The organism is Sinomonas sp. T428B (genome assembly GCF_056780155.1).
Genome location: NZ_JBRAZR010000001.1, coordinates 3,083,771 through 3,107,592, shown reverse-complemented (window position 1 = coordinate 3,107,592; position 23,822 = coordinate 3,083,771). Strand labels below are relative to the sequence as shown.

The following is a 23,822-nucleotide window of genomic DNA, read 5'->3' as shown; positions in this document are numbered from 1 at the left end:
AACGGTCGGTAATTATTTAGAGGAGGAGACATGGCAGCTGCGTCCCTGCAGCCCGTGCCCCAGCCCCAGCCCGGCAAGGACACTGACGTCCTGACCGAGGCCGACGCGGCGGGCCAGGCATACTTCGATCGCATCATCGCCGAGGACTCGCGCATCGAGCCCCGCGACTGGATGCCCGCGGCCTACCGCAAGACGCTCGTGCGCCAGATCTCGCAGCATGCGCACTCGGAGATCATCGGCATGCAGCCCGAGGCCAACTGGATCACGCGCGCGCCGAGCCTCAAGCGCAAGGCCATCCTCATGGCCAAGGTCCAGGACGAGGCAGGCCACGGCCTGTACCTCTACTCGGCCGCGGAGACCCTCGGGACTTCGCGCGACGAGCTGAACCAGCAGCTCCTCGACGGCAGGGCCAAGTACTCGTCGATCTTCAACTACCCCGCCCGGACCTGGGCCGACATGGGCGCCATCGGCTGGCTCGTCGACGGGGCCGCGATCGCCAATCAGGTCCCCCTGTGCCGCGCGAGCTACGGCCCCTACGGCCGGGCCATGGTCCGCATCTGCAAGGAGGAGTCCTTCCACCAGCGGCAGGGCTTCGAGATCCTGCTCGAGCTCTCGAACGGCACCCCGGCCCAGAAGCAGATGGCGCAGGACGCCGTCAACCGCTTCTACGCCCCCGCGCTCATGATGTTCGGCCCGCCGGACGAGGACTCGCCGAACTCCAAGCAGTCCATGGCGTGGAACATCAAGCGCTTCTCGAACGACGAGCTGCGCCAGCGCTTCGTCGGCATGATCGCCGAGCAGGTCAAGGTCCTGGGCCTGACCCTCCCGGATCCGGAGCTCCGCTACGACGAGGAGACCGGGACGTGGATCCACATGGACCTCGACTGGGCTGAGTTCAAGGCCGTCATCGCCGGCAACGGCCCCTGCAACGCCCAGCGGATGGCGCGCCGCCGCGAGGCCCACGAGAACGGGGCATGGGTGCGCGAGGCCGCGAGGGCGTACGCCGAGAAGGCCGCGAAGAAGCAGGCCGCCAAGAACATCACGATCGGAGCAGCATAAGTGAGCGAGCAGACCAACATCTGGCCCCTGTGGGAGGTTTTCGTGCGCTCCAGCCGCGGCCTCTCCCACGTGCACGCGGGCTCGCTGCACGCGCCGGACGCGTCGATGGCCCTGCGGAACGCGCGCGACCTCTACACGCGCCGCAACGAGGGCGTGTCCATCTGGGTCGTCCCCTCGGACGCCATCTCGTCCTCGGACCCCGACTCCAAGGGCGCCTACTTCGAGTCGCCGCAGGGCAAGGACTACCGCCATGCGACGTACTACACCAAGAGCGAGGGCGTGAAGCACCTGTGAGCCACGAGACCCACGCGCCCGCCCATCCCGACCACTCCCTCGACAGCTTCGGCGACGCCGCGGCGTCGGCCACGCGGGTCACCCCCGGCAACGCCCTGCGCCCCGAGGACATCGCCCTCGCGAAGGACGCCCCGGCCGAGGAGGTCGCGCAGTACGCGCTGCGCCTCGGCGACGATTCCCTCATCCTGGCCCAGCGCCTGAGCCACTGGATCTCGCGTGGCCCCGAGATCGAGGAGGACATCGCCCTCGGCAACATCGCCCTCGACGTCCTCGGCCACGCCCGCTCGTTCCTCTCCTACGCGGGCCACGCGTGGGGCAAGACCGAGGACGACCTCGCCTACTGGCGCGAGGAGGAGGAGTTCCGCTCAGCGTGGCTCTTCGAGCAGCCCAACGGCGACTTCGGCGTCACGATCGCGCGCCAGCTCGTCGTCTCCGTCTACCAGTACCTCCTCTACTCGCGCCTCGTGGACTCGTCCGACGCGACGCTCGCCGCCATCGCGGCCAAGGCGCTCAAGGAGGTCGACTACCACCGCGACCACGCGATCCAGTGGACCCTGCGCCTCGGCGACGGGACGGAGGAGTCGCACCGCCGCATGCAGGCGGCGCTCGAGCTCGTGTGGCCCTACGTCGGCGAGCTCTTCGAGGACGATGCGCTCATCGACGCCGTGGGCGACGCGGGCGTGCGCCCGTCGAGCCTGCGCGCGGAGTTCGACGCCGGGATCGCCCAGGTCCTCGAGGAGGCGACCCTCACGGTCCCGTCCGTGCCCTTCGCCTCGGGCGGCGGGCGGCGCGGCGAGCACACCGAGCACCTCGGCTACATCCTCGCCGAGATGCAGGTCCTGGCCCGCAAGCACCCCGGCGCGACGTGGTAGCACCACCAGCAGCAGAGAGCAGAACGAGGAGGCCGGCCATGATCACGACCGACGACGAGGTCCTCGCCCTCGCGGCCACCGTCACCGACCCCGAGATCCCCGTGCTGAGCATCGCGGACCTCGGGATCCTCCGTGACGGTCGCCTCGCCGCGGACGGCACCGTGCACGTGACGATCACCCCGACCTACTCTGGCTGCCCGGCGATGGACGCGATCCGCGAGGACCTCACGGCGGTGTTCGCCCGGGCCGGTCACGAGCGCGTCGAGGTCGACCTCGTGCTGTCCCCGGCCTGGACGACCGACTGGATGACGGCCGAGGGCAAGGCGAAGCTCGAGCAGTACGGCATCGCCCCGCCCACCGGCGCAGCCCACGTGGCCGGCGCCGCCCGGCCCGTCCGCCTCGGCCTCACCGTCAAGTGCCCCCAGTGCCATTCGCTCAACACGCGCGAGATGTCCCGCTTCGGCTCCACATCCTGCAAGGCGCTCTACGTCTGCCAGGACTGCAAGGAGCCCTTCGACTACTTCAAGGTGCTCTAGATGACTGACCAGCTGAGCGCGGCGTCGGCCGCAGAAAGTACAGCCGCAGACGACACCGTCGCCGCGGACCACACCGGTGCGGCCGGCGAGGCCGCCGCGGAGGGGACCGCACGCCGTCGTGCGTCCTTCCACACGCTCGAGGTGACCGAGGTCCGCCGGCTCACGAACGACGCCATCGAGGTCACGTTTGGCGTCCCGGCGGAGCTCACCGAAGAGTACGACTACATCCCCGGCCAGTACGTGGCCCTCCGCACCCGGCTCGCGGACCCCGCCCAGGGCGGCGAGGAGCGCGAGGTGCGCCGCAGCTACTCGATCTGCGCCGCCCCGCGCCGCTTCGAGGACGGCAGCAGCGAGATCCGGGTCGCGATCAAGCGCGACCTCGGCGGCATCTTCTCGACGTGGGCGAACGAGAGCCTCGCCCCGGGCGACCGGCTCGACGTCATGAGCCCCGCCGGGGCCTTCATCTCGAAGCACCGCATGACGGACCTCAACGACCCCTCGAGCATCGACACGGACGCCGAGCACACGTTCGTCGCCGTCGCGGCCGGCTCGGGGATCACGCCGATCCTCGCGATCGCGAAGACCGTCCTCGCGGCCGACGAGAACGTCCGCTTCGACCTCATCTACGCGAACAAGGCCGCGATGGACGTCATGTTCGTCGAGGAGCTCGCTGACCTCAAGGACAAGTACCCGTCCCGGTTCGCGCTGCACCACGTGCTCTCGCGCGAGCAGCGCATCTCGCCGCTGCTCTCGGGCCGCGTCGACTCGGAGAAGCTCACGACGCTGCTCAGCACCGTGATCCACGCCGAGGACGTCGACGAGTGGTTCCTGTGCGGGCCGTTCGAGCTCGTCCAGCTCGTGCGCGACACCCTGGCCGCGCGCGGCGTCGAGCCAGAGAAGGTCCGCTACGAGCTCTTCACGACCGGCACGCCCACGCACCTCGAGGGCAACATCGGCCGGCCCGTCGTCGAGGACGAGTCTGGGGCGAACTTCGAGATCGAGTTCCGTCTGGACGGGCTCTCGGGCACCGTCAAGAGCCCCGTCTCCGCGAACGAGACGATCCTCAACGCCGCCCTGCGCGTGCGCCCCGACGTGCCGTTCGCGTGTGCCGGCGGTGTGTGCGGCACGTGCCGTGCGAAGCTCGTCTCGGGCTCCGTCGAGATGGCGGAGAACTACGCGCTCGAGGCCGACGAGCTCGAGCGCGGCTACGTCCTGACCTGCCAGTCCCGCCCGACGACGGACGCTGTGTCCGTCGACTTCGACGCCTGATCCGCCGGGAGAGTGCCGATGATCGACCTGACCGTTGCCGAGGGGGTCGCCGAGGTCGTCCTCGACGCCCCGGCCAAGCTCAACGCGCTCGACGAGGCCGCGCTCGCCGAGCTCTCGGACGCGTACGACGACGCCGCTGCCGCCGCCGCGCGCGGCGAGGCGCGGGCGCTGCTCCTGCGGGGTGAGGGCCGGGCCTTCTGCGCCGGCCGGGACATCTCCGGGGTCACCCCGGCGGACGACGACGTGCTCGGCTACCTCGGCGGAATCGTGACGCCCCTGCTGCAGAAGATGGCCGCGTTCCCCGCGCCGAGCTTCGCCGCGGCCCAGGGTGCCTCGCTCGGGGTGGGCCTCGGCCTGCTGCTCGCGACCGACGTCGTCTACGTGGCCGAGGACGCCAAGATCGGCTCGCCGTTCGCGAACCTCGGAGCGACCCTCGACTCGGGCGGCCACTGGTACTTCACCGAGCGGCTCGGCATGCACCGCGCGCTCGACCTCGTCTACACGGCCGAGCTCATGAGCGGCGCCGAGGCCGTCCGCGCCGGGATGTTCAGCCGGTCCTTCCCCGCCGACGAGCTCCTGCCGCGCACGCGCGAGACCGTGGCCCGCGTGGCCTCCGGCGCGACCGGCGCCTTCCGCGCGTCGAAGGAGCTCGTGGCCCAGATCCGCGACCGCCGCCTCGGGCTCTGGGAGTCGATGGACGCCGAGAACAGGGCCCAGGCGCAGCTGTGCGCCTCCGAGGACTACGCCGAGGGGTTCAAGGCCTTCCAGGAGAAGCGCCGCCCGGTCTTCGCCGGCCGCTGACCCTCGATGAGGGGACATGACCCCTCAACGGAAGGGATGTGACCCCTCAAGGGAGGCCTCCGGTTGAGGGGTCATGTCCCGGCGCTGTGGGGTCACTCCGCCGCGATGAACGCGTGCACGCTCGCATGGTTCATCGCCGTCGACGCCTCCTCGGGGCTGGGACACTCGGCGGACATCCGCATCGCCGTGCCCGCCGCGGGCACGGCGCGCACGGCCAGGCGCGTGTGCGCTTCCGTGCCGTCTATGTGGGTGACGCGCAGCGCCGCCCCTGCCATGTCCACGAGCGGCCCCGAGCGCGAGCCCAGCGTCGAGACGACCGTGAAGCCCTGCTCCGTCACGTCCGCCCGCGCGGCCTCGCCCCGCAGGTCCTCGATCGCGGCCTCGAGCGCCGCGTGGGTCGCCGCGGTCTCCGTGTCCTGGGGGGCCGCCTCGCCCGGCGAGGCCGTCCGCGTCGGCGGGATGGGCGCCGTCGTGCCCGGAGCCGCGTCGTTCGCCGCCGGCGACTCTCCCGCTGTCGTCGTCCCCGCCGTCGTCCGCGCCGCCCTCAGCGGCACTGCGCGGAACACGAGGGTGCAGCCGGTGTCGGCGACGTAGCGCAGCTCGTCCCGAGCGGCCGTGAGCCGGTACGAGGCGTTCGGCTCGGGGTGCCATGCGGGCGGCGCGGTGAAGGGCAGCGGGTCGGCGAGGCCGTACGCGTCGAGGTCCGTCCGCGCGGTGGGCGTGCCCGCGGTGGTCGGCGGCGCCGTCGGGCTCGGGGAGGGCGAGGCGACCGACACTGGACCGGCGGGCATGAGCAGGCCCGCCACGGCGACGACGAGGCCGATCCCGACGAGCACGCAGGCCGCGACGAGCGCCCACATCCACAGGGGCCTGCCGCCCGGCTGCCCGGGCGCCGGCGCGTCGCTGCTCATGGCACTCCTGACTGGTCGTTGGGCCTGGGACAACGATCCCACGTCATCGGGTGTCGAGATCCTCGAAGACGAGGAACGTCTGCGTGTCGAGGACGCCGGGCATGCTCTGGAGCTGGTCGAACACGACGCGGCGCAGGTCCGTGTTGTCCACCGCGCGCACGAGGATGATGACGTCGAAGTCCCCGCCCACGAGTGCGATGTGGTGCACCTCGGGGATCGCGCGCAGCCGCTCCCGCAGCTCGCGCCACGACTGCTGGCGGACCTTGAGCGTCACATAGGCGCTCGAGCGCAGGCCCGCACGCAGCGGGTCGACGAGCGCCGTGTACTTCGTGATGACCCCGTCCGCCTGGAGCCGCGAGATCCGGTTGTACGCGTGCGCCCGCGAGATGTGCACGTTCTCGGCGATGGTCGTGACCGAGCGGCGCGCGTCCTCGGTGAGCTGGGCGAGGATCGCGCGGTCGACGTCGTCGAGCGGCCGGGGCTCGACCGGCGCCTGATGCCGCTCCTCGGTCGTGTGCAGATCGTCCACTCGGGCCTCCTGTGATCCGGGTCATGGTGTCGGTTCGTCTTTGGCGAGGCGCCTTCCGGCACCACTTTTCCACGATTCTCCCCGAATGTGGATACGAAAAGCAGCTCAAGCGGATACTTGAGGCAACACGTGCGGCCCGTCCGCACCGGTCCAGCGGCGCACCGAGGAGGAGCCATGACCATCCCCGCCGAGGCCCAGCAGGCCATCAAGAGCTTCGGGATCACCCTCGAGGACTACCTGCTCCCCGTTCACGGGCGTGTGCAGCAGATCCAGATCCTCGACCCGTCCGGGCGGCTCCTGCCCGAGGAGGAGCGCGGCTCCGCCCCGGGGCACGAGTACCCCATCCCGCCCGGCGAGGAGCTGCTCGAGGCCTACCGCCACCTCGTGATCGGCCGCCGGGTCAACGACCAGAACTCGGCCCTCGTCCGCCAGGGCCGCATGGCCGTCTACCCCTCGAGCCACGGGCAGGAGGCGTGCCAGGTCGCCGCAGCCCTGTGCCTGGGCGAGGGCGACTGGATGTTCCCCACCTACCGCGACTCGGTCGCCGTCATGACCCGCGGCGTCGACCCGGTCGAGACCATGACCCTGTTCCGGGGCGACTGGCACGGGGGCTACGACCCCAAGGAGCACCGCGTCGGCATCCAGTGCACCCCGCTGACGACCCAGCTCCTGCACGCCGTCGGCGTCGCGCACGCGGCCAAGCTCCGCGGCGAGGACACCGTGGTCCTCGCGATGTGCGGCGACGGCGCGACGAGCGAGGGCGACTTCCACGAGGCGCTCAACTTCGCCGCCGTGTTCCACCTCCCGGTGATCTTCTTCGTCCAGAACAACCAGTACGCGATCTCGGTCCCGCTCGCGCACCAGACGGTCGCGCCGTCGCTCGCGCACAAGGCCATCGGCTACGGCATGGCCGGCGAGCGCGTGGACGGGAACGACGCCGTCGCCCTCCTCGCCGTCCTGGACCGCGCCGTGCGCCTCGCGCGCTCGGGCTCGGGGCCGCTGCTCGTCGAGGCCTACACGTACCGCATGCAGGCGCACACGAACGCCGACGACGCGACCCGGTACCGCCCGGAGGCCGAGGTGCAGGCCTGGGCGGCCAAGGACCCGCTGGTGCGGATGCGCGAGTACCTCCGCGGCGAGGGCGTGCTCACGGACGACGCCGAGGCCTCCTTCGCGGCCGACGCCGAGGACGTCGCGCGGCAGCTGCGCGAGGGCCTCGGCGCGGACGCCGCCGTCGACCCCGCAGACCTCTTCCGGTTCGTCTACACCGAGCCGACGCCCCAGCTGCGCGAGCAGGCGGCTCTGCTTGCAGAGGAGCAGGACCGCGAGCTCGCCCGAGACGAAGCCTCCGGAAAGGAGCACTGACCATGAGCACCGTCGCCGAGGCCGCCGCCGCGCGCGCCGCCGCCAGCGCGGGCCCCGAGCCCCTCACGTTCGCCAAGGCCCTCACCGCCGCCCTGGCCGATTCCCTCCGCACGGACGACTCCGTCGTCGTCTTCGGCGAGGACGTCGGCACCCTCGGCGGCGTCTTCCGGATCACCGACGGGCTGCAGAAGGAGTTCGGCGAGCAGCGGGTCTTCGACACCCCGCTGGCCGAGTCGGGGATCGTGGGCATGGCCGTGGGCATGGCCATGAACGGCCTGCGCCCCGTGCTCGAGCTCCAGTTCGACGCCTTCGCCTACCCCGCCTTCGAGCAGATCATCAGCCACGTCGCCAAGATGCACAACCGCACGCGCGGCAGGGTCCGCCTGCCCATGGTGCTGCGCGTGCCGTACGCGGGCGGGATCGGCGGCGTCGAGCACCACTGCGACTCCTCGGAGGCGTACTACGCCCACACGCCGGGGCTCAAGGTCTGCACGCCCGCGACCGTCGCCGACGCCTACCGCATGCTCCGCGAGGCCATCGCGAGCGACGACCCCGTCGTGTTCCTCGAGCCCAAGAAGCTCTACTGGTCCAAGGACCTCGTGGACCTCGAGGCGCTGCGCGCGGAGTTCGACGGGCGGCCTGCGGGCAGCGACGGGCGCGCCGTCGTCGCCCGCGCCGGCACGGACGCGACACTCATCGCCTACGGGCCCACAGTGGGCACGGCGCTCGCCGCCGCCGAGGCCGCCGCGGCCGAGGGCCGCTCGGTCGAGGTCGTGGACGTGCGCTCGATCGTGCCGTTCGACGACGAGACCGTCACGGCGTCCGTGCTCAAGACCGGCCGCGCCGTCGTCGTCGCTGAGGCCCCGGGCTTCGCGTCCGTGGCGTCGGAGATCGTCGCGCGGGTCCAGGAGCGCTGCTTCCACTCGCTCGCCGCTCCCGTGCGGCGGGTGACCGGCTTCGACATCCCGTACCCGCCGCCCAAGCTCGAGCACTGGCACCTGCCCAGCGTCGACCGCATCCTCGACGCCCTCGACGACCTTCAGTGGGAGGACTGATGACCGTGGCCAACCAGACTGCGACATCCCGGACCTTCGCCCTGCCGGACCTCGGGGAGGGGCTGACTGAGGCGGAGCTCGTGCGCTGGCTCGTCGTCGTGGGCGACGAGGTCGCCGTGGACCAGCCCATCGCCGAGGTCGAGACCGCCAAGGCCGTCGTCGAGGTGCCCTCGCCCTTCGGCGGGACGGTCGCCGAGCTGCATGGCGAGCCGGGCGAGACCATCGACGTCGGGGCCCCGCTCATCACCGTCGCCCAGCCCGCCGAGATGGGGGCTCCTGCCGCCGAGATGGGGGCCAGAGAGGGGGCCGCCTATCGGACCGAGGAGCGCGCGGGCTCCCGCAAGCCCGCCACGCCGGCCGCGCAGGCGTCCGGTTCCGGCAACGTCCTCATCGGCTACGGGACCCCCGGCGGGGCGAGCGGCGGCCGCACCCGGCGACGCAAGGGGGGCTCGCCGTCGTCCGCTGCGGCGCGGGAGGTGCCGCCCGCATGGCAGGGAAGCACGACGGCGCCAGGCCGGGCCGTGCGGGTCGTCTCGCCGATCGTCCGTCGGCTCGCCCGGGACCTGGGCGTCTCGCTCGCGGGGGTCACGGGCACCGGGCCCGACGGGCTCATCATGCGGCGTGACATCGAGTCTGCCCCCACCTCGGCGGCACAGGCCCCCACTTCGACGGTGCAAACCCCCATCTCGGCGGCGCAGGCCCCCATCTCGGCGGGGGTGGACGGGCGGACGGGGCTGCCGGTCGCGTCCCGGACCCCGGTCAAGGGCGTGCGCAAGGCCGTCGCGCAGGCGATGGTCCGCTCGCGCACCGAGATCCCCGAGGCGACGGTCTGGGTCGACGCGGACGCGACGGCGCTCGTCGAGCTCCGCGCGGACCTCAAGCGCCGCGACCCCCACGGGACGCCGAGCCTGCTCGCGTTCATCGCCCGATTCGTCCTCGCGGGCCTCGCGAAGTACCCCGAGCTGAACACCCGCGTCGACGGCGGGGGCGACGCCCAAGAGATCGTCACGTTCGACGGAGTGAACCTCGGCTTCGCGGCGCAGACGGACCGCGGCCTCGTGGTCCCGGCCATCCGCGGCGCCCAGGCCCTGAGCGCGCGCGGCCTCGACGCCGAGATCCGGCGCCTCACGGCCCTCGCCCGCGAGGGCAAGGCCTCCCCGGCGGACCTCACGGGAGGGACCTTCACGCTCAACAACTATGGGGTGTTCGGCGTCGACGGCAGCGCCGCGATCATCAACCATCCCGAGGCGGCGATCCTCGGCGTCGGGCGCATCGTGGACCGGCCCTGGGCCGTGCGCGGCGAGCTCGCGGTGCGCAAGGTCGTCCAGCTGACCCTCACCTTCGACCACCGGGTGTGCGACGGCGGGACGGCCGGCGGCTTCCTGCGCTACGTCGCCGACGCGGTCGAGCAGCCGGGAAGCGTCCTCGCCGACCTCTAGGCCGCCGCATGGCAGAATCGGGGGAACCGGAATCTGGCAGCAGGCCCGGCGCAGGGCCCGAGGAAGGACGGCAGCACATGGCCGCATGGCGGGAGCTCGGCGGGGACACTCATGTCCTCGCGCTCGAGCCGCTCAGGCTCAACATCGGACTCGTCGTGGGGACGGAGCGGGCGCTCGTCGTCGATACCGGCCAGGGCCCACGCCAGGGCGCAGAGATCCTCGCAGCGGTGCGGGAGAAGACCGACCTGCCGCTCGTCGTCGTCAACACGCACGCGCACTACGACCACTACTTCGGCAACGCCGTGTTCGCGGCCGACGGCGTGACGGAGTTCTACGCACACGAGAACGCCGCCGCGACCATCGCCGAGATGGGCGACGCCGAGCGGGCGGCTGTCGCGGAGGCGGAGCCGGAGATGGCGGCGGGGGAGGGCGAGAACACGCAGATCGTCGTCCCGACGGCGATCGTGCGGGACCAGCCCGTCCTCGTGGACCTGGGCGGGCAGTCCGTGACGCTGTTCTACCTCGGCCGGGGCCACACCGACGGCGACCTCCTCGTCGGGACGGGGACGACGCTCTTCAGCGGCGACCTCATCGAGGAGGGCGCGCACCCCGAGTTCGGCGACTCGTACCCCGAGGAGTGGGCGGACGTCCTGCGGCACATCTCCGCCCTGCGGCACCGGTACGAGAACCTCGTCCCGGGACACGGCGGCCTCTGCAGCGACGCCTTCGTGCGCACCATGGCGGATACGATGGCGACGGCGGTGCGCTCGGCACGGCAGGCAACCCGGGAGACGCCCCAGGACGCCACGAAGGCGATCCCGATTCTCCCGTACGGGCCGGAGCAGTCTCGGCTGTTCATCCACCGGCTCAAGGCCAGCTCCGTGCGCTAACGTAGTGCCGCCAAGGATGGGCGGACGAGGGGAACAGCATGGCTGAGCAGGGCGGCAACCACGTGCCGATGACGAGGCGCGAGGCGCGTCGCCGACGCGAGGCTCTGGAGGGGGCCCAGGCGCCCGCCCCCGCGGAGCCGCCCGCGGAGCCCGAGGCCCCGGCCGAGGAACAGCCCGCGGATCCGGAGCGACTGGCGGGGCCCGCGGAACCGGAGCCCCCGGCCGAGGCCGCTGAGCCCCAACTCCCGGCAGACCCCGAGTCCCTGGCCGAGCCGGCCGCAGAACCCGCCCTCGCCGAGACTGGTCCGGCCGCCGTCCTGGACCCCCGGACCACTGTCGTGCCGACCGTGCAGCAGCCGCCCCTTTCCGAGGTGCCCGCCGCCCGCGCGCCGCTCGCCGAGGTGCCCGTGGTTGACCTGCCCGTGACTCCCGAGCCCCAGTGGGCTGCCCCGGCACCGCCGCAGGAGGCGCCCGAGCCCGCCGCCCAGACGCCTCAGCCCGCCGCCCCGGCGCCGCAGCAGGAATCGCCTGAACCGCCGCCGTCGGCCCCGGCGACTCCCGCGGGCGCGGCCCCGGCCGGCTTCGTCCGCTCCGCCCCGGTCACGCCCCCGAGGGGCTGGCGCGGGTTCATCTACCGCCTCACAGGCGGCGCGGTGAATCTCGGGCCGAGCGCCCAGCAGCGCTACGAGCAGGCCCTCGAGGAGCAGATCGCCCGCCGCCTCGACGGCAGCTGGAACACGGCGTTCCTGTCGCTCAAGGGCGGCATCGGCAAGACCTCGACGACGGTCGGCGTCGGCCTCACGCTCGCCGAGCTGCGCCCCGACCCGCCCTGCGCGATCGACGCCAACCCCGACGCGGGCGACCTCGTGGAGCGCGCCCTCGGCGAGGGCTCCTACGAGTCCGAGCGGCAGCACTCGATCACCGCCCTCATGCGCGACTGCGACAAGGTGACCTCGCGCTCCGAGCTCGGCGCCTACCTGCACCAGGCCGGCGGGCTCCACCTGCTGGCGGGCGAGCAGGACCCCGAGCTCTCCGACTCGCTCACGGGGGACGAGTACCGCCGCGTGCACCAGCTCGTCTCCCGCTACTTCGGGGTGACGCTCACCGACTGCGGCACGGGCGTGAGCCACCCGGCGATGCAGGGCATCCTCCAGGACGCGGACAGCATCGTCGTCGTCGCCGGCTACGCCGTGAGCGGCGCCAAGCGTGCGCGCGACACGCTGCACTGGCTCGCCGCGCACGGGTACGAGCGCCTCGCGAAGGGCGCGATCGTCGTCGTCACCGACAAGGACGGCGTCTCCGGGAGAGTCGACAAGGAGGCGATCGAGGACACGCTCGCCGGCATGTGCAAGGCGCTCATCACCGTCCCGCACGACAAGTCCATGGCGGACGGCGACCTCGTCTCCCTCGCGACCCTCAAGCCGGACACCCGGCACGCCTACCGGGAGATCGCGGCCGCGATCGTCTCGGGCTACGAGCGCTGACGCCGGGAGGCCGAGGAGCAAAGGCAGGGCCCGGCGCCTGCCCCCACAGGCGCCGGGCCACCACAGTCATGGGCGCCGCGGCTGCCCCCAATAGCAGCCGCGACGCCAGCCCCGGAGCAACCCGCGCAAAGGTGCGGCATTTCTCCAGTGACTGTAGTTATGAAGCATAGCGACGCTCTCGCTTGGAAAGCAATGGGGACATGTTCCCCGCGCCCAAGGTGGGAGGGTGGCCCGGTGCCTGGCGCGGGGCTAGCGGCGCCGCGCGGCTCCCGCGAACAGCCAGGCCGCTCCGACGCCGAGGAGGTACCCCGTGATGACGATGAGCGCGCAGCCGGCCCAGAAGTAGTTCGTCGTGCTCGCCTCCTGCCCGACGAGCGGCGCGATGCGCACGAGGGCCACAGCCGCGATCGTAGCCGCGACCATCCCGCCGGCCGCGGGCACGGCGAGCCACGCGTGCGAGGACGCCCAGTGCGCCCCCGGCCCGTCCCACACGTTCCAGCGCCACCCGGCGCGCATCACGATCCACCCGGCGGGGGCCATGAAGGCCGCGACGACGAGGAACGCGGCGACGACGTCGGCGGGCCGGTGCCATTGGTTCACGAGGGTCGAGGCCCCCGAGGCGACGGCGAACGTGCTGCCCGCGAAGGCGAGGAACGGGCGCCATCGGGGCGAGGCCACGAGGAACACGGCGGCCGCCGCAGAGGCCGCGAGCGTCGTGTGCCCCGAGGGCAGCGAGTTCTCGGTGAGGGTCTCAACCCCCCGGAAGGGCCGCGTGAGGAGGTCTGCCTTGAGCACCTGCGTCGTGACGTTCGCGCCGGCCGCGGCCACGACGGCGACGAGCGCGGCGAACCACCGGCCCCGGAAGACCGCCGCGTAGCCGAGCGCCACCGCGGCGACCACGACCGAGATCGCGGGCATCATGTCGAGGAAGCGCAGCGTCGCCTTCCCGGCCGCGCCATACATGCCCACGGCCTCGACGAGCGCGGACTCGTCGATGTACTGGCCCGTGGTCGTGCGCACGAAGAAGAGGTACGTGCCCATGAGCCCGGCGAGGGCCGTGAGCGAGGCGAGGAGGAAGGGCCCGGGTCCGGCCGCCCCCGCGCCGCCCGGGCGCCCCGGCGGGTCCAGGACTCGACGGTGGGTGGGGGGAGCGGCCATGTCTTCAAGCGTCCCACAGGAGGCTGGGAGATGCCTCCGGCCTCTCGGGAGAGGGGTGCCTGACGGGCACTTGACACGTGTTAGGAGTCACATCTACGATTCCTAACACGTGTTAGGCGCGGCCCGTGTGCCGTACAACCTTCAAAGGAGAGTCATGGGCGACTCCATCCGGCTGCGGGACATCTCGCGGCGAACCGCCCTCGGTGCCCTCGGTGTAGGAATCCTCGGGGCGACGGCGGCCTCGTGGCCCCGCCTCACCGGAACCGACATCCCCGGCCGCAACGACGGCAGCCTCAGCATCGCGATCCTCGGCACGGCGGCCGACGCCGCGGCCCGGCAGAAGGCGGTGGACGCGTTCCGGCGCCTCCACCCCGAGATCAGGGTCCGCGTCCAGGCCATCCAGGCCGTGGACTGGAAGGACTTCTTCAGCAAGATCCTCACGATGGTCGCCGCCGGCAACCCGCCCGACGTCGTCTACGTCGCCACCGAGGGGGCGCAGCTCTTCGCCGAGAAGCTCGCCGAGCCCCTCGACGAGTTCGTCCGCCGGGACGCGGACGCCATGGCCGAGTACTTCGCCGACGTCCACCCGAGCCTCGTCGAGGCGTTCATGTACCGCGGCAGCCTGTACCAGCTCCCCCTGGACTGGAACGCGGCCAACATGTACTACAACACCTCGGTCTTCGCGGCCTCTGGCCTCTCCCGCCCCGCCGACGACTGGACGCACCTCGACTTCCGCGCGGCGCTTGCCGCCATGCGCCGCGCGAACCCGGACGGCTTCACCCCGTACTACTGGACGAACCGGCTCTTCGGCGGCGTCGTCCCGTGGCTCTACGCCAACGGCACGTCGTTCCTGACGGAGGAGCGCGCCGCGGGAGGCGACTGGCTCTGGGACCGCTTCTACGGGACGGATCCCTCGCGGGCGTCCCGCTCCGGCGGGTACCTCTGGGAGACGCCCAACGCGGAGGACCCTCGCGTCGTCGAGACCTTCGACTTCCTCCGGGGGCTGGTCCAGGACGGCCTCGGGGTCCGGCCTGAGGAGGGCGGCGGGAACTCCCTCGTCGGGCTCTTCGCCTCGGGCCGGATCGGCACGACGCCGGCGGGCGGCTACTGGGTCCAGGGCCTCGCCGAGGCCGGCATGGGGCCCGAGGCGTTCGACGTCGCGTTCTTCCCGCGCTGGGCGAGCGGGCCGGCGTCGGCCGCGCAGCGCCACCAGTTCGGCACCGCCGGTTACGCGATCATGAAGACCGCGAAGGACAAGGACGCCGCGTGGGAGTGGGTCAAGTTCAGCGCCTCGCGCGAGGCCATGGAGCTCATCTTCTCCACCCCCTCCACGACCCCGGCCCGCCGCTCGATGGTCAACGAGGCCCTCTACGCGGGCAAGGGCCCGGCGCACTGGAAGGTCTTCTACGACACCCTCGACCGGTTCCCCACGACCGGCCCCATCCCCGCGCCGCCCCAGCAGGCCGCCGTCGAAACCGCCCTCATCAAGAACGTCTCGCTCGCCGTGAGCGGGGACGAGCGGCAGCTCAAGGCCGCGCTCGCCTCGCTCCAGGGCGACCTCGAGCTCGCCCTCAGGAGGACCCCATGAGCACCGCGCTCGCCCGGCCCCGCCCCGCCCGCCCCGGCCCGGCCCCCGCTCCCGGCGCGTCGCCGTCGGCGGCCCGCGGCTCCCGGGCCATGGCCTGGCTGTTCCTCGCGCCGACGATCGTCGGGATGGGCGTGTTCACGCTCGTCCCCATCGTCGCCTCCGTCCTCCTCGCGTTCTTCCGCTGGGACATCATCAGCGCCCCGCAGTTCGCCGGGCTCGCCAACTTCACCGAGATCGCCTCCGACCCGACGGTGCGGGTGGCCTTCGGCAACACGATCGGCTTCGTGGTCGTCGCCGTCGTGCTCCAGCTCGGCGTCGCGCTCGGGCTCGCCGTCCTCGTCCAGGAGCGGCTGCCGAACTGGCTGCGCGTGTTCTTCCGGTCCGCGTTCTTCTTCCCGCTCATCCTCTCCGCGGCGAGCGTCTCGATCTTCATGAAGTACCTCTTCAACGAGCAGTTCGGGGTGGTCAACTGGCTCCTCGGCACGGTCGGCGTGCCGGCGGTCCCGTGGCTCACGACGCCGGCCGGGTCGGCGTGCGTCGTCGTGCTCGTCTACGGGTGGCAGAACTTCGGCTTCTCGTTCCTGCTGTTCCTCGGCGCCCTGTCCTCGATCCCGCAGGAGACCTATGAGGCCGCGTCGATCGACGGCGCCACGGGCTGGCGCAGGCACCGCCACGTGACCCTGCCGCTCATCAGCCCCACGACCCTCGTCGCCTCCGTCATGGCGATCATCAACGCGCTCCAGGTCTTCGACCAGCCCTACGTCCTCACACGCGGCGGCCCCGGGGACTCGACCCGCACCGCCGTCATGGTGATCTTCGAGACCGCGTTCCAGCGCCTCGAATTCGGCAAGGCCTCCGCCATCGGCGTGGTCCTCATGCTCCTCATCATGGCCGTGACGGCCCTCCAGTTCCGGCTCAGCAAGCGCTTCGTCTTCTACCAGTGAGGCCTGACATGACCACCACCGCCTCTTCCGCCCCCGCCCCCTCGAACCGGGGTGCCCGCCCGGGAACCCGCGCCGGCCGGGACCTCCACCCTGACGCCCCGGCGAGCCGCCGCCGTCGTCCGTTCGACTGGTCCCTCGCCGGCCGTGTCGCCGTGCTCGTCCTCGCCGCGGCCCTCACGCTCGGGCCCGTGCTTTGGACGCTCTCCACGTCGCTGCGCCCGCCGGCCGACTCGCTCCGGCTCCCGCCGTCGTTCCTGCCGCTGAACCCCGACGTCACCTCCTACGCGCAGGTGTTCAAGCAGGTCGACATGGCCCTGCTCGTGCTCAACAGCGCGCTCGTCACCGGGCTCATCGCCGTCGGCCAGATGGTCTCCGCCGCGCTCGCGGGGTACGCGTTCGCGTTCCTGAGATTCCGCGGCAAGGGCGCCCTGTTCTCCCTCGTGCTCGCCACCATGATGGTCCCCGTGCAGGTCACGATCGTGCCGGTGTTCATGCTCATCCGCGGCATGGGCCTCTCCGACACGCTCCTGGCGCTCATCCTCCCGGCCATCCCCACGGCGTTCGGGACATTCCTCATGCGCCAGTACTTCCTCGGCCTGCCCGCCGAGCTCGCGGAGGCCGCGGCGATCGACGGCGCGTCCCCGTTCCGCATCTTCCGCTCGGTCTACGCGCCGCTGGCCATGCCGGGCCTCGCGATCGTGGGCATCCTCGCGTTCAACTTCCACTGGAACGAGTTCTTCCGGCCCCTGATCCTGACCATCTCCGAGCAGAACTTCACGCTGCCCCTCGGCCTCGTGTCCCTCCAGGGGAATATGGGCACCGGGAGCATCTCGGTGGTCCTCGCCGGCGTCGTCCTGTCCATGATCCCCGCCCTGGCCGTCTTCCTCGTCGGCCAGCGCTCCCTCCGCGACGGCCTCACGGCCGGTGCGGGCAAGTAGGAGGCACCCGTCCATGACCTCGGCCCATACAGCGCACACGGCACCTGCCGCAGCCCCCGTCGCCGGGGCGCCTGCCGCCGTCGGCCACCCCGACCGCTCCTTCCCCCGCCTGCACCCGCGCCCCGCCCGGGGCTGGGTCAACGATCCGAACGGCATCGTCTTCGCCGACGGGCGCTGGCACGTCTTCTTCCAGTACAACCCGGAGTCCGCCCGGCACCACCGCATCCACTGGGGGCACGTGAGCTCCCCGGACCTCGTCCGCTGGGAGGGGCACCCGATCGCCCTGGCGCCGCAGGAGGGCGGGCCGGACGCCTACGGGTGCTGGACCGGCGTCGTGACCCTCGACGCCGGGATCCCCACGGCCGTGTACTCCGGCGTGGAGGACGCGTCCGGGCGCTCGCAGGTCACGCTGGCCCGCGGCTCGGGGGACCTCGGGGAGTGGACGCAGGAGGGCGCCGTCGCCGCCGGGATGCCGGAGGACCCGCGCGTCGTCGCCGTCCGGGACCCGTTCCTCTTCGAGTTCGGCGGCCGGCGCTGGGCCATCCAGGGCGCGGGGCTGGACACCGGGCACGCCGCCCTGCTGCTCTACGCCGCCGACGACCTCGAGGCCTGGGAGTACCACGGCGTCTGGCTCACGTCGGAGGAACCCGTCGCCGCCGGGCTGCCGGCCGCGAACGTCTGGGAATGCCCGCAGCTCGTGCGATCGGGCGAGGCGTGGGTGGCCGTGGTCTCGCTCTGGCGCGACCACGAGCTCACCGGCGTGGGGCACCTGGTCGGGTCCCTGGCGCTCGACGAGGCAACCGGCCTGCCCGCCTTCTCGCCCCGGACGCACGGCATCACCGACCTGGGCGGCTCCTTCTACGCGCCCCAGGCGATCCAGGCCGGGGACCGCGTGCTCGTGTGGGGCTGGGCGAAGGAGGCAGCCCCGCCCGGGGTGCGCGGTCGGTCGGAGGAGGACTGCGACGCCGCGGGCTGGTCCGGGCTCCTGACCTTCCCGCGCGAGCTGCGGGTGCGCGATGACGCCCTCGAGCTCGCCCCGGCGCCCGAGCTGGCGGCGCTGCGGGCGGAAGAGCTGCCGGGGTTGGCGCACGACGGCGCCGCCCGGCGTGCGCTGCCCGACCAGGCCGAGGCGGTGGTCACCGGCTCCGGCCCGGTGCGCCTCATGCTGGGCGGGGCGACGGTGTGGAGCGGGGAAGTGGCCGAGGGGGAGGAGCTGCGCGTGTTCGTGGACGCCTCGATCATCGAGGTGTACCGCGGCGGCGGTGCGGCGACGACCCTGCGGGCCTACCCCGACGGCGCCGAGGAGTACCGCCTCGAGCTCGGCGCCGGGGTCACGGCCAGGGCCTGGCGCCTGGCCGTCCCGGCCTGACCCTCGCGGCGCTCGGCGGCCTAAGGGGACGACGCTCCTCAGGCGGGCGCGGGCCCGGTGGACTCGCGCGGGACGAGCTCGCAGGGGATGAGGACCGGCTCGCCCGCCGAGCGCTGTGCCCGGCCCGGCCCGCCGTCGTCAAGGGCTGCGAGCACCGCACGCATGGCCTCCTCGCCGATCCGCCGCAGCGGCAGCTGCACGGTGCTCAGCGGCGGAATCATGACGGCGGCGACGCGTCGCTCGTCGTCGTAGCCCATGATCGAGACATCGCGCGGCACGTCGAGGCCGAGGCGGGCGGCGGCGAGCACCATGCCCACCGCGGCGCGGTCGTTGCCCGCGAGCAGCGCGGTGGGGCGCTCCGACGCGGGCGCGGAGAGGAGGGCCGTGGATGCGGCGTGCCCGGGGGCGATGTCGAAGCCGCCCTCGAGCACCCAGTCCTCGCGCACCGGGAGGCCGGCCTCCGCCATGGCCGCGCGGAAGCCCGCCTCCCGCAGCGCGACGGCGGGGGAGGAGTACTCGCCGCCGAGGAAGGCGATCCGCCGGTGGCCCAGGGCGATGAGGTGGGCGGCGGCGTCGTGCCCCCCGGCCACCTCGTCGGGCTGGACGGACGTCAGGGCCCCGGCCCCGGGCGGGGAGTCCGGCGAGGCGTAGCAGTTGGCGAGCGCGGCGGGCAGGGTCAGCATGCCCTGGGGGACGTGGAGCTCGTGCAGGCCCACCGTGACATAGATGAGCCCGTCGACCCGCCGGTCCAGGAGCGTCTTCACGGCGTCGAGGTCCCGCTCCGCGTCCTGCTCGGTGTCTGTCGCCAGGGTCACGAAGCCCCGGCTGCGGGCGAGGGCGTCCGCCCCGGCGATGATCTCGCCGTCGAATGGGCTCGTGACGGCCGCGTCCGAGACGAGCCCGATGACGCGGGTCCGCTGGTCGCGGAGGCTGCGGGCGATCGCATTGGGGGTGTAGTTCAGCTCGGCCGCCGCCGCGAGGATCCGCCGCTGGGACTCCTTGGCGACGTTGCCCTCCCCGCGTCCGTTGAGCACGAGGGAGACGGCGCTGCGGGACACTCCGGCGCGCCGCGCGACGTCGAGGGCTGTGGCCTTGCGGGTCATGGCCGCAGTGTACCTGACACGTGTGCGGTCGCCGAGGTGCCCGGCCCTCTCACAGGAGCCTCCGCTAGGGTCGGGGACGTGGAGCAGGCATGGGAACAGTGGTGGGCAGCCTTCGCGTCGGGATTCGCGCGGACGGTGCCGCCGTCCGTCGGAACCCTCGAGCTGGCCCTCGTCCTGGCCGCTGCCGGGGCCCTGTGCCTCGTGCCAGCCCTGTGGCGCCACTTCGGCCGCTTCGTCACGATCGTGCACGAGCTCGGTCACGCGCTCGCCGGGATCGCGACCGGCATGAGGATCACGGGGATCACCCTGCGCATGGACCAGGGCGGCACGACCCACGGCGTGGGCCGGGGCCGCTCGGTCTGGTTCGGCTTCTGGGGCTACCCCGCCCCCGCGCTCGCGGGCCTCGGCCTCGTCTGGGCCGCCTCGGCGGGATGGGGCCGGGCCTCGCTCTCGGGCGCCGTGCTCGTGCTCGTCGTCGCGCTCGCGCTTGTCCGCAACGGCCAGGGCGTCCTGATCCTCGCGGGGGCGATCGTCGCTGCCGGCGCGATGGTCGTCGTCGTGCCGCCCGAGGCCCAGACGCACGTCGCGCTCGCGGGCGGGATTGGCCTCCTGCTCGGCGCAGCCCGCGACTGGTGGAACCTCGTCTCGGTCCACACCGGCCGGCGCCGCGAGCTCGCGAGCTCGGACGCCTTCATCCTCGCCCAGCGCACGGGCGTCCCCGCCGTCCTGTGGCTCGGCGCCTTCGCGGCCGTGATCGGCGGCTGTGGGGCGGCGGCCTGGACCATCCTGGCCTGACTCTGGAGTTGGAGCCTCATGCCGGGGAACTGCGGCGGCCCCCGGCTCCCAGATCCCCGCGTCACCCGCCACCCCCGTTCTTCAGCAGTCTCTAGAGTGGCAGCATGACCGAACCAGCCCCGCGCCTGCCCGACCTCGAGGAGCTCACGGCGCGCGCCGCCGTCGTGCGCGTCCCCCTGCGCGTGCGGTTCCGCGGTGTGACGGAGCGCGAGGCGCTCCTGCTCGAGGGGCCGGCGGGCTGGGGCGAGTTCGCCCCGTTCCTCGAGTATGGCGACGCCGAGTCGGCGCGCTGGCTCGCGAGCGCCGTCGAGGCGGCGTGGGAGGGCTTCCCGGCGGCCGTGCGGCCGCGCGTGCCCGTCAACGCCACCGTTCCCGCCGTCCCGGCCGCCCGCGTGCCCGACGTCCTCGCGGCGTTCGGCCCGGTGGAGGCAGTCAAGGTCAAGGTCGCCGAGGCGGGCCAGACCCTCGCGGACGACCTCGGCCGCGTCGCCGCCGTGCGCGAGGCCCTGCCCGAGGCGGCGCTGCGCGTGGACGCGAACGCCGGCTGGAGCGTCGCGGAGGCCGTCGAGGCGCTCGGGCAGCTCGAGCCCTTCGGCCTCGAGTACGCCGAGCAGCCCGTGGCCGGCGTCAACGGCCTCGCCGAGGTCCGCGCGCTGCTCGCCGCGCGCGGCACGCCCGTTCGCATCGCGGCCGACGAGTCCGTGCGCAAGGCCGAGGACCCGCTGCGCGTGGCCCGCGCCGGCGCCGCGGACCTCATCGTCGTCAAGGCCGCGCCGCTCGGGGGAGTGCGGCGGGCCCTGGCGATCGTGCGCGAGGCCGGGCTGCCCGCCGTCGTGAGCTCCGCCCTCGACACCTCGGTGGGGCTCGCCGCCGGCACGGCGCTCGCCGCGGCGCTGCCCGAGCTGCCCCACGCGTGCGGGCTCGGCACCGGCGCGCTGCTTGCGGCCGACGTCGTGGCCTCGCCGCTCGTGCCCGACGGCGGCTTCCTGCCGGCCGGCCCCGCGCTCGCCGCGCGGGCCATCCCGGATCCGGGCCTCCTCGAGGAGTGGGCCGCGCCCGAGGAGCGCCGGCGCTGGTGGCTCGAGCGGCTCGGGCGGTGCCACGCGGTGCTCGCGGCCTGACCCTAGCGCAGCCTCGTCCCCGGTGGAAGGGCGCCGGCGGAAAAGGGAGTTTGCCTTCAGTTAACCTCTGGGTGGATCCCGCGTCGTCTCGGACTGGTTCCGTGGGGACGTTCGTGCCCAGACGCTCCGGAGGATCCCATGCCCGCTGAGAACCAGCGCCCCACCCTGCTCGGTCTGCCCATGCTCGGCCACGTCCGCGGCAAGCGCAGCGCCGTCACGTGCGCGCTCAAGTGCGACAACGCGTGCGCAGGCGAGGTGTGCAACACCTCGAAGAACAACTACTTCCGCGACATCGTCGAGGGCCAGCTCTCCCGCCGCTCGGCCCTCGGGCTCGGCCTCGCCGGCGCCCTCACGCTCGCGCTCACGGGCACCGGCACCGGCCGGGCCGATGCCGCCGGGCTGTCCCAGGCCGTGAAGACCGCCGCCCCGACCAAGCTCGACTTCACGCCGATCTCGCCGGTGAACTACACCGTCGACGAGTTCACGGTCCCCGGCGGCTACGCGTGGAAGCCGATCATCCGCTGGGGCGACCCGCTGTTCCACGACGCCCCTGCGTTCGACGCCGCGAACCAGACCCCCGAGGCGCAGGCCCGCCAGTTCGGCTACAACAACGACTTCTCCGCGATCATCGAGCTCGAGGGCTCCAAGGGCCGCAACGCCGTGCTGTTCGCGAACCACGAGTACACGAACAACGCCCTCATGTTCTCCGACGCCGAGCTGGCGGCCGACCCCGCGCGCGCCCGCGCCGTCGCCCGCGCTGCCCACGGCCTGACCGTCGTCGAGCTCGAGCGCAAGAACACCTCCGAGGCCTGGAGCTACGTCAAGGGTGCCCCGCGCAACCGCCGCTTCCTCATGGACACGACGTACGAGCTCACCGGCCCGGCCGCCGGGTCCGACCTGCTCAAGACCAAGGACGACCCGGCTGGCCGCTGGGTCAAGGGCACGCTCGGCAACTGCTCCGGCGGCGTGACCCCGTGGGGCACGGTCCTCTCGGGCGAGGAGAACTTCAACGGCTTCTTCGTGGGCAAGAACGTGAACTCGCTCGACGCCAAGGCCGTGAGCCCGGAGCAGAAGCGGTACGGCCTCACCACCTCGGCGACCTCGCAGAGGTGGGAGCTCGACGACCCCCGCTTCAACGGCAACAACGCCGGATATGAGAACGAGCCCAACCGCTTCGGGTGGATCGTCGAGGTCGACCCGCTCGACCCGACGTCGACCCCGAAGAAGCACACCATGCTCGGCCGCCTCAAGCACGAGGGCGCCAACATCCACGTCGCCGCCAACGGCAAGGTCGTCGCCTACACGGGCGACGACGAGCGCTTCGACTACCTCTACAAGTTCGTCTCGCGGGACACCTACCGCGCCGGCGGAACGGCCGCGGACCGTGAGCACAACAAGACCCTGCTCTCGGCCGGCAGCCTCTACGTCGCGAAGTTCTCCGGCGACTCCCCGGCAGCCGAGATCGACGGCTCCGGCAAGCTGCCGTCCGATGGCGCGTTCGACGGCACGGGCGCGTGGCTCCCGCTCGTCGTCGACGGCGTCTCGGCGATCGATGGCATGACCACCGAGCAGGTCCTCGTCTACACGCGCCTCGCCGCGGACCTCGCCGGGGCGACCAAGATGGACCGCTGCGAGGACGTCGAGCCGAACGCGCTCACGGGCAAGGTCTACGTCGCGTGCACGAACAACTCGAACCGCGGCGTCGGCAGCAATGCCGTGGCCGACGAGGTCAACCCCCGCACGCAGAACCGCGACGGGCACATCGTCGAGATCACCGAGGACGGCGGCGACCAGACCGCCACGACGTTCACGTGGAACCTCCTCATGCTCTGCGGCGACTACGCCCAGGGCGACACGGTCTACTTCTCGGGCTTCCCGAAGGAGCAGGTCTCGCCGATCTCGTGCCCGGACAACCTCGCGTTCGACTCGGTTGGCAACCTGTGGATCTCCACCGACGGCGCCCCGAGCGGCATCGGCTACAACGACGGCCTCTTCAAGGTGACCCTCGAGGGCGCCGAGCGCGGCAAGGTCGAGCAGTTCCTCTCCGTCCCGCGCGACGCCGAGACGTGCGGCCCGATCGTCCGCGACGCCGAGCGGCACGTGTTCGTCTCGGTCCAGCACCCGGGCGAGGAGGGCACCTACGCGGCGCCCAACTCGTACTTCCCGGACTATGTGCCCGCCGGCGTCCCGGCCGGCCCGGGCCAGTTCTCCGGCCCGCGCCCGGCCGTCGTGCAGGTCTTCCCGGCCGCGCAGGCCCGCTAGCCCTGGCGGCCGGATGGGGCCCGCCCCGGCCGGCCTGCCT

At 72.7% G+C, this 23,822-nt stretch carries 22 protein-coding genes and 1 pseudogene; 18 read left to right on the top strand and 5 right to left on the bottom strand.

Annotation, left to right across the window (positions count from 1 at the left end):
• Window positions 1-30 precede the first annotated feature (30 nt).
• Genes paaA through paaC form a run of 3 tightly spaced genes read left to right on the top strand, consistent with a single transcriptional unit; the run spans window position 31 to window position 2,225 of the window.
• A complete protein-coding gene (gene paaA, locus ACUYMY_RS14370; protein WP_481704211.1) occupies window positions 31-1,059 on the top strand; it encodes a 1,2-phenylacetyl-CoA epoxidase subunit PaaA in 1,029 nt (342 codons plus the stop codon).
• A complete protein-coding gene (gene paaB, locus ACUYMY_RS14365) occupies window positions 1,060-1,353 on the top strand; it encodes a 1,2-phenylacetyl-CoA epoxidase subunit PaaB (protein WP_481704210.1) in 294 nt (97 codons plus the stop codon).
• Complete coding sequence (gene paaC, locus ACUYMY_RS14360; protein WP_481704209.1) at window positions 1,350-2,225, top strand: 1,2-phenylacetyl-CoA epoxidase subunit PaaC; 876 nt, start codon at window positions 1,350-1,352, stop codon at window positions 2,223-2,225. The genes paaB and paaC overlap by 4 nt, the downstream gene beginning before the upstream one ends.
• A gap of 1 nt (window position 2,226) precedes the next feature.
• Here the strand turns inward: paaC and ACUYMY_RS14355 are convergent.
• A pseudogene (locus ACUYMY_RS14355) lies at window positions 2,227-2,304 on the bottom strand (hypothetical protein); the annotation flags it as partial.
• Here ACUYMY_RS14355 and paaD point away from each other — a divergent pair.
• The 3 genes from paaD to ACUYMY_RS14340 are packed head-to-tail and all read left to right on the top strand — an operon-like array spanning window position 2,267 to window position 4,831.
• Window positions 2,267-2,761, top strand: coding sequence for a 1,2-phenylacetyl-CoA epoxidase subunit PaaD (gene paaD, locus ACUYMY_RS14350; RefSeq protein WP_481705065.1), 495 nt, complete (start codon window positions 2,267-2,269; stop codon window positions 2,759-2,761). The pseudogene ACUYMY_RS14355 and the gene paaD overlap by 38 nt on opposite strands.
• On the top strand, window positions 2,762-4,030 hold the full coding sequence (paaE, locus tag ACUYMY_RS14345; protein WP_481704208.1) for a 1,2-phenylacetyl-CoA epoxidase subunit PaaE: 1,269 nt from the start codon (window positions 2,762-2,764) through the stop codon (window positions 4,028-4,030).
• A gap of 18 nt (window positions 4,031-4,048) precedes the next feature.
• Window positions 4,049-4,831, top strand: a complete 783-nt coding sequence (locus ACUYMY_RS14340; RefSeq protein ID WP_481704207.1) for an enoyl-CoA hydratase/isomerase family protein — start codon at window positions 4,049-4,051, stop codon at window positions 4,829-4,831.
• A gap of 92 nt (window positions 4,832-4,923) precedes the next feature.
• Here the strand turns inward: ACUYMY_RS14340 and ACUYMY_RS14335 are convergent, their stop codons facing one another.
• Together ACUYMY_RS14335 and ACUYMY_RS14330 are read right to left on the bottom strand one after the other, a co-directional pair.
• Window positions 4,924-5,742, bottom strand: coding sequence for a hypothetical protein (locus ACUYMY_RS14335; protein WP_481704206.1), 819 nt, complete (start codon window positions 5,740-5,742; stop codon window positions 4,924-4,926).
• Window positions 5,743-5,785: 43 nt separating this feature from the next.
• A complete protein-coding gene (locus ACUYMY_RS14330) occupies window positions 5,786-6,271 on the bottom strand; it encodes an Lrp/AsnC family transcriptional regulator (protein ID WP_481704205.1) in 486 nt (161 codons plus the stop codon).
• Window positions 6,272-6,445: 174 nt separating this feature from the next.
• On the opposite strand from ACUYMY_RS14330, the gene pdhA reads away from it, so the two are divergent.
• The 5 genes from pdhA to ACUYMY_RS14305 all read left to right on the top strand — a co-directional run bounded on the left by pdhA (window position 6,446) and on the right by ACUYMY_RS14305 (window position 12,504).
• Window positions 6,446-7,636, top strand: coding sequence for a pyruvate dehydrogenase (acetyl-transferring) E1 component subunit alpha (gene pdhA / locus ACUYMY_RS14325; protein ID WP_481704204.1), 1,191 nt, complete (start codon window positions 6,446-6,448; stop codon window positions 7,634-7,636).
• 2 nt (window positions 7,637-7,638) lie between these two features.
• Window positions 7,639-8,691 (top strand): alpha-ketoacid dehydrogenase subunit beta, encoded by a 1,053-nt coding sequence (locus tag ACUYMY_RS14320; protein ID WP_481704203.1) that lies wholly within the window; start codon window positions 7,639-7,641, stop codon window positions 8,689-8,691.
• Window positions 8,691-10,130, top strand: a complete 1,440-nt coding sequence (locus tag ACUYMY_RS14315; protein ID WP_481704202.1) for a dihydrolipoamide acetyltransferase family protein — start codon at window positions 8,691-8,693, stop codon at window positions 10,128-10,130. Before ACUYMY_RS14320 ends, ACUYMY_RS14315 begins: the two co-directional genes overlap by 1 nt.
• A 77-nt stretch (window positions 10,131-10,207) precedes the next feature.
• Complete coding sequence (locus tag ACUYMY_RS14310) at window positions 10,208-11,020, top strand: MBL fold metallo-hydrolase (protein WP_481704201.1); 813 nt, start codon at window positions 10,208-10,210, stop codon at window positions 11,018-11,020.
• 38 nt (window positions 11,021-11,058) lie between these two features.
• Window positions 11,059-12,504, top strand: coding sequence for a MinD/ParA family ATP-binding protein (locus tag ACUYMY_RS14305; RefSeq protein WP_481704200.1), 1,446 nt, complete (start codon window positions 11,059-11,061; stop codon window positions 12,502-12,504).
• 249 nt (window positions 12,505-12,753) lie between these two features.
• Here ACUYMY_RS14305 and ACUYMY_RS14300 read toward each other — a convergent pair whose 3' ends face one another.
• The gene (locus ACUYMY_RS14300) at window positions 12,754-13,662 is read right to left on the bottom strand and encodes a phosphatase PAP2 family protein (RefSeq protein ID WP_481704199.1); all 909 of its coding nucleotides are present in this window, start codon (window positions 13,660-13,662) and stop codon (window positions 12,754-12,756) included.
• A gap of 154 nt (window positions 13,663-13,816) precedes the next feature.
• Here ACUYMY_RS14300 and ACUYMY_RS14295 point away from each other — a divergent pair, with 154 nt between their 5' ends.
• From ACUYMY_RS14295 to ACUYMY_RS14280, 4 genes are read left to right on the top strand one after another with little or no spacing between them, the layout of a single operon-like run.
• The gene (locus ACUYMY_RS14295) at window positions 13,817-15,250 is read left to right on the top strand and encodes an extracellular solute-binding protein (RefSeq protein WP_481704198.1); all 1,434 of its coding nucleotides are present in this window, start codon (window positions 13,817-13,819) and stop codon (window positions 15,248-15,250) included.
• Window positions 15,247-16,194 carry a carbohydrate ABC transporter permease gene (locus tag ACUYMY_RS14290; protein WP_481704197.1) on the top strand — a complete coding sequence of 316 codons (948 nt, stop codon included), beginning with the start codon at window positions 15,247-15,249 and terminating at the stop codon, window positions 16,192-16,194. Before ACUYMY_RS14295 ends, ACUYMY_RS14290 begins: the two co-directional genes overlap by 4 nt.
• 8 nt (window positions 16,195-16,202) lie before the next feature.
• A complete protein-coding gene (locus ACUYMY_RS14285; protein ID WP_481704196.1) occupies window positions 16,203-17,132 on the top strand; it encodes a carbohydrate ABC transporter permease in 930 nt (309 codons plus the stop codon).
• 13 nt (window positions 17,133-17,145) lie between these two features.
• Window positions 17,146-18,501 (top strand): GH32 C-terminal domain-containing protein, encoded by a 1,356-nt coding sequence (locus tag ACUYMY_RS14280; protein ID WP_481704195.1) that lies wholly within the window; start codon window positions 17,146-17,148, stop codon window positions 18,499-18,501.
• 38 nt (window positions 18,502-18,539) lie between these two features.
• Here the strand turns inward: ACUYMY_RS14280 and ACUYMY_RS14275 are convergent, their stop codons facing one another.
• Window positions 18,540-19,604, bottom strand: a complete 1,065-nt coding sequence (locus ACUYMY_RS14275) for a LacI family DNA-binding transcriptional regulator (RefSeq protein WP_481704194.1) — start codon at window positions 19,602-19,604, stop codon at window positions 18,540-18,542.
• Between the two features lie 78 nt (window positions 19,605-19,682).
• On the opposite strand from ACUYMY_RS14275, the gene ACUYMY_RS14270 reads away from it, so the two are divergent.
• The 3 genes from ACUYMY_RS14270 to ACUYMY_RS14260 all read left to right on the top strand — a co-directional run bounded on the left by ACUYMY_RS14270 (window position 19,683) and on the right by ACUYMY_RS14260 (window position 23,782).
• The gene (locus ACUYMY_RS14270; RefSeq protein WP_481704193.1) at window positions 19,683-20,399 is read left to right on the top strand and encodes a M50 family metallopeptidase; all 717 of its coding nucleotides are present in this window, start codon (window positions 19,683-19,685) and stop codon (window positions 20,397-20,399) included.
• Window positions 20,400-20,503: 104 nt separating this feature from the next.
• Window positions 20,504-21,520 carry an o-succinylbenzoate synthase gene (locus tag ACUYMY_RS14265; RefSeq protein WP_481704192.1) on the top strand — a complete coding sequence of 339 codons (1,017 nt, stop codon included), beginning with the start codon at window positions 20,504-20,506 and terminating at the stop codon, window positions 21,518-21,520.
• Between the two features lie 138 nt (window positions 21,521-21,658).
• Window positions 21,659-23,782, top strand: a complete 2,124-nt coding sequence (locus ACUYMY_RS14260; RefSeq protein WP_481704191.1) for a PhoX family protein — start codon at window positions 21,659-21,661, stop codon at window positions 23,780-23,782.
• Window positions 23,783-23,822: the final 40 nt, after the last annotated feature.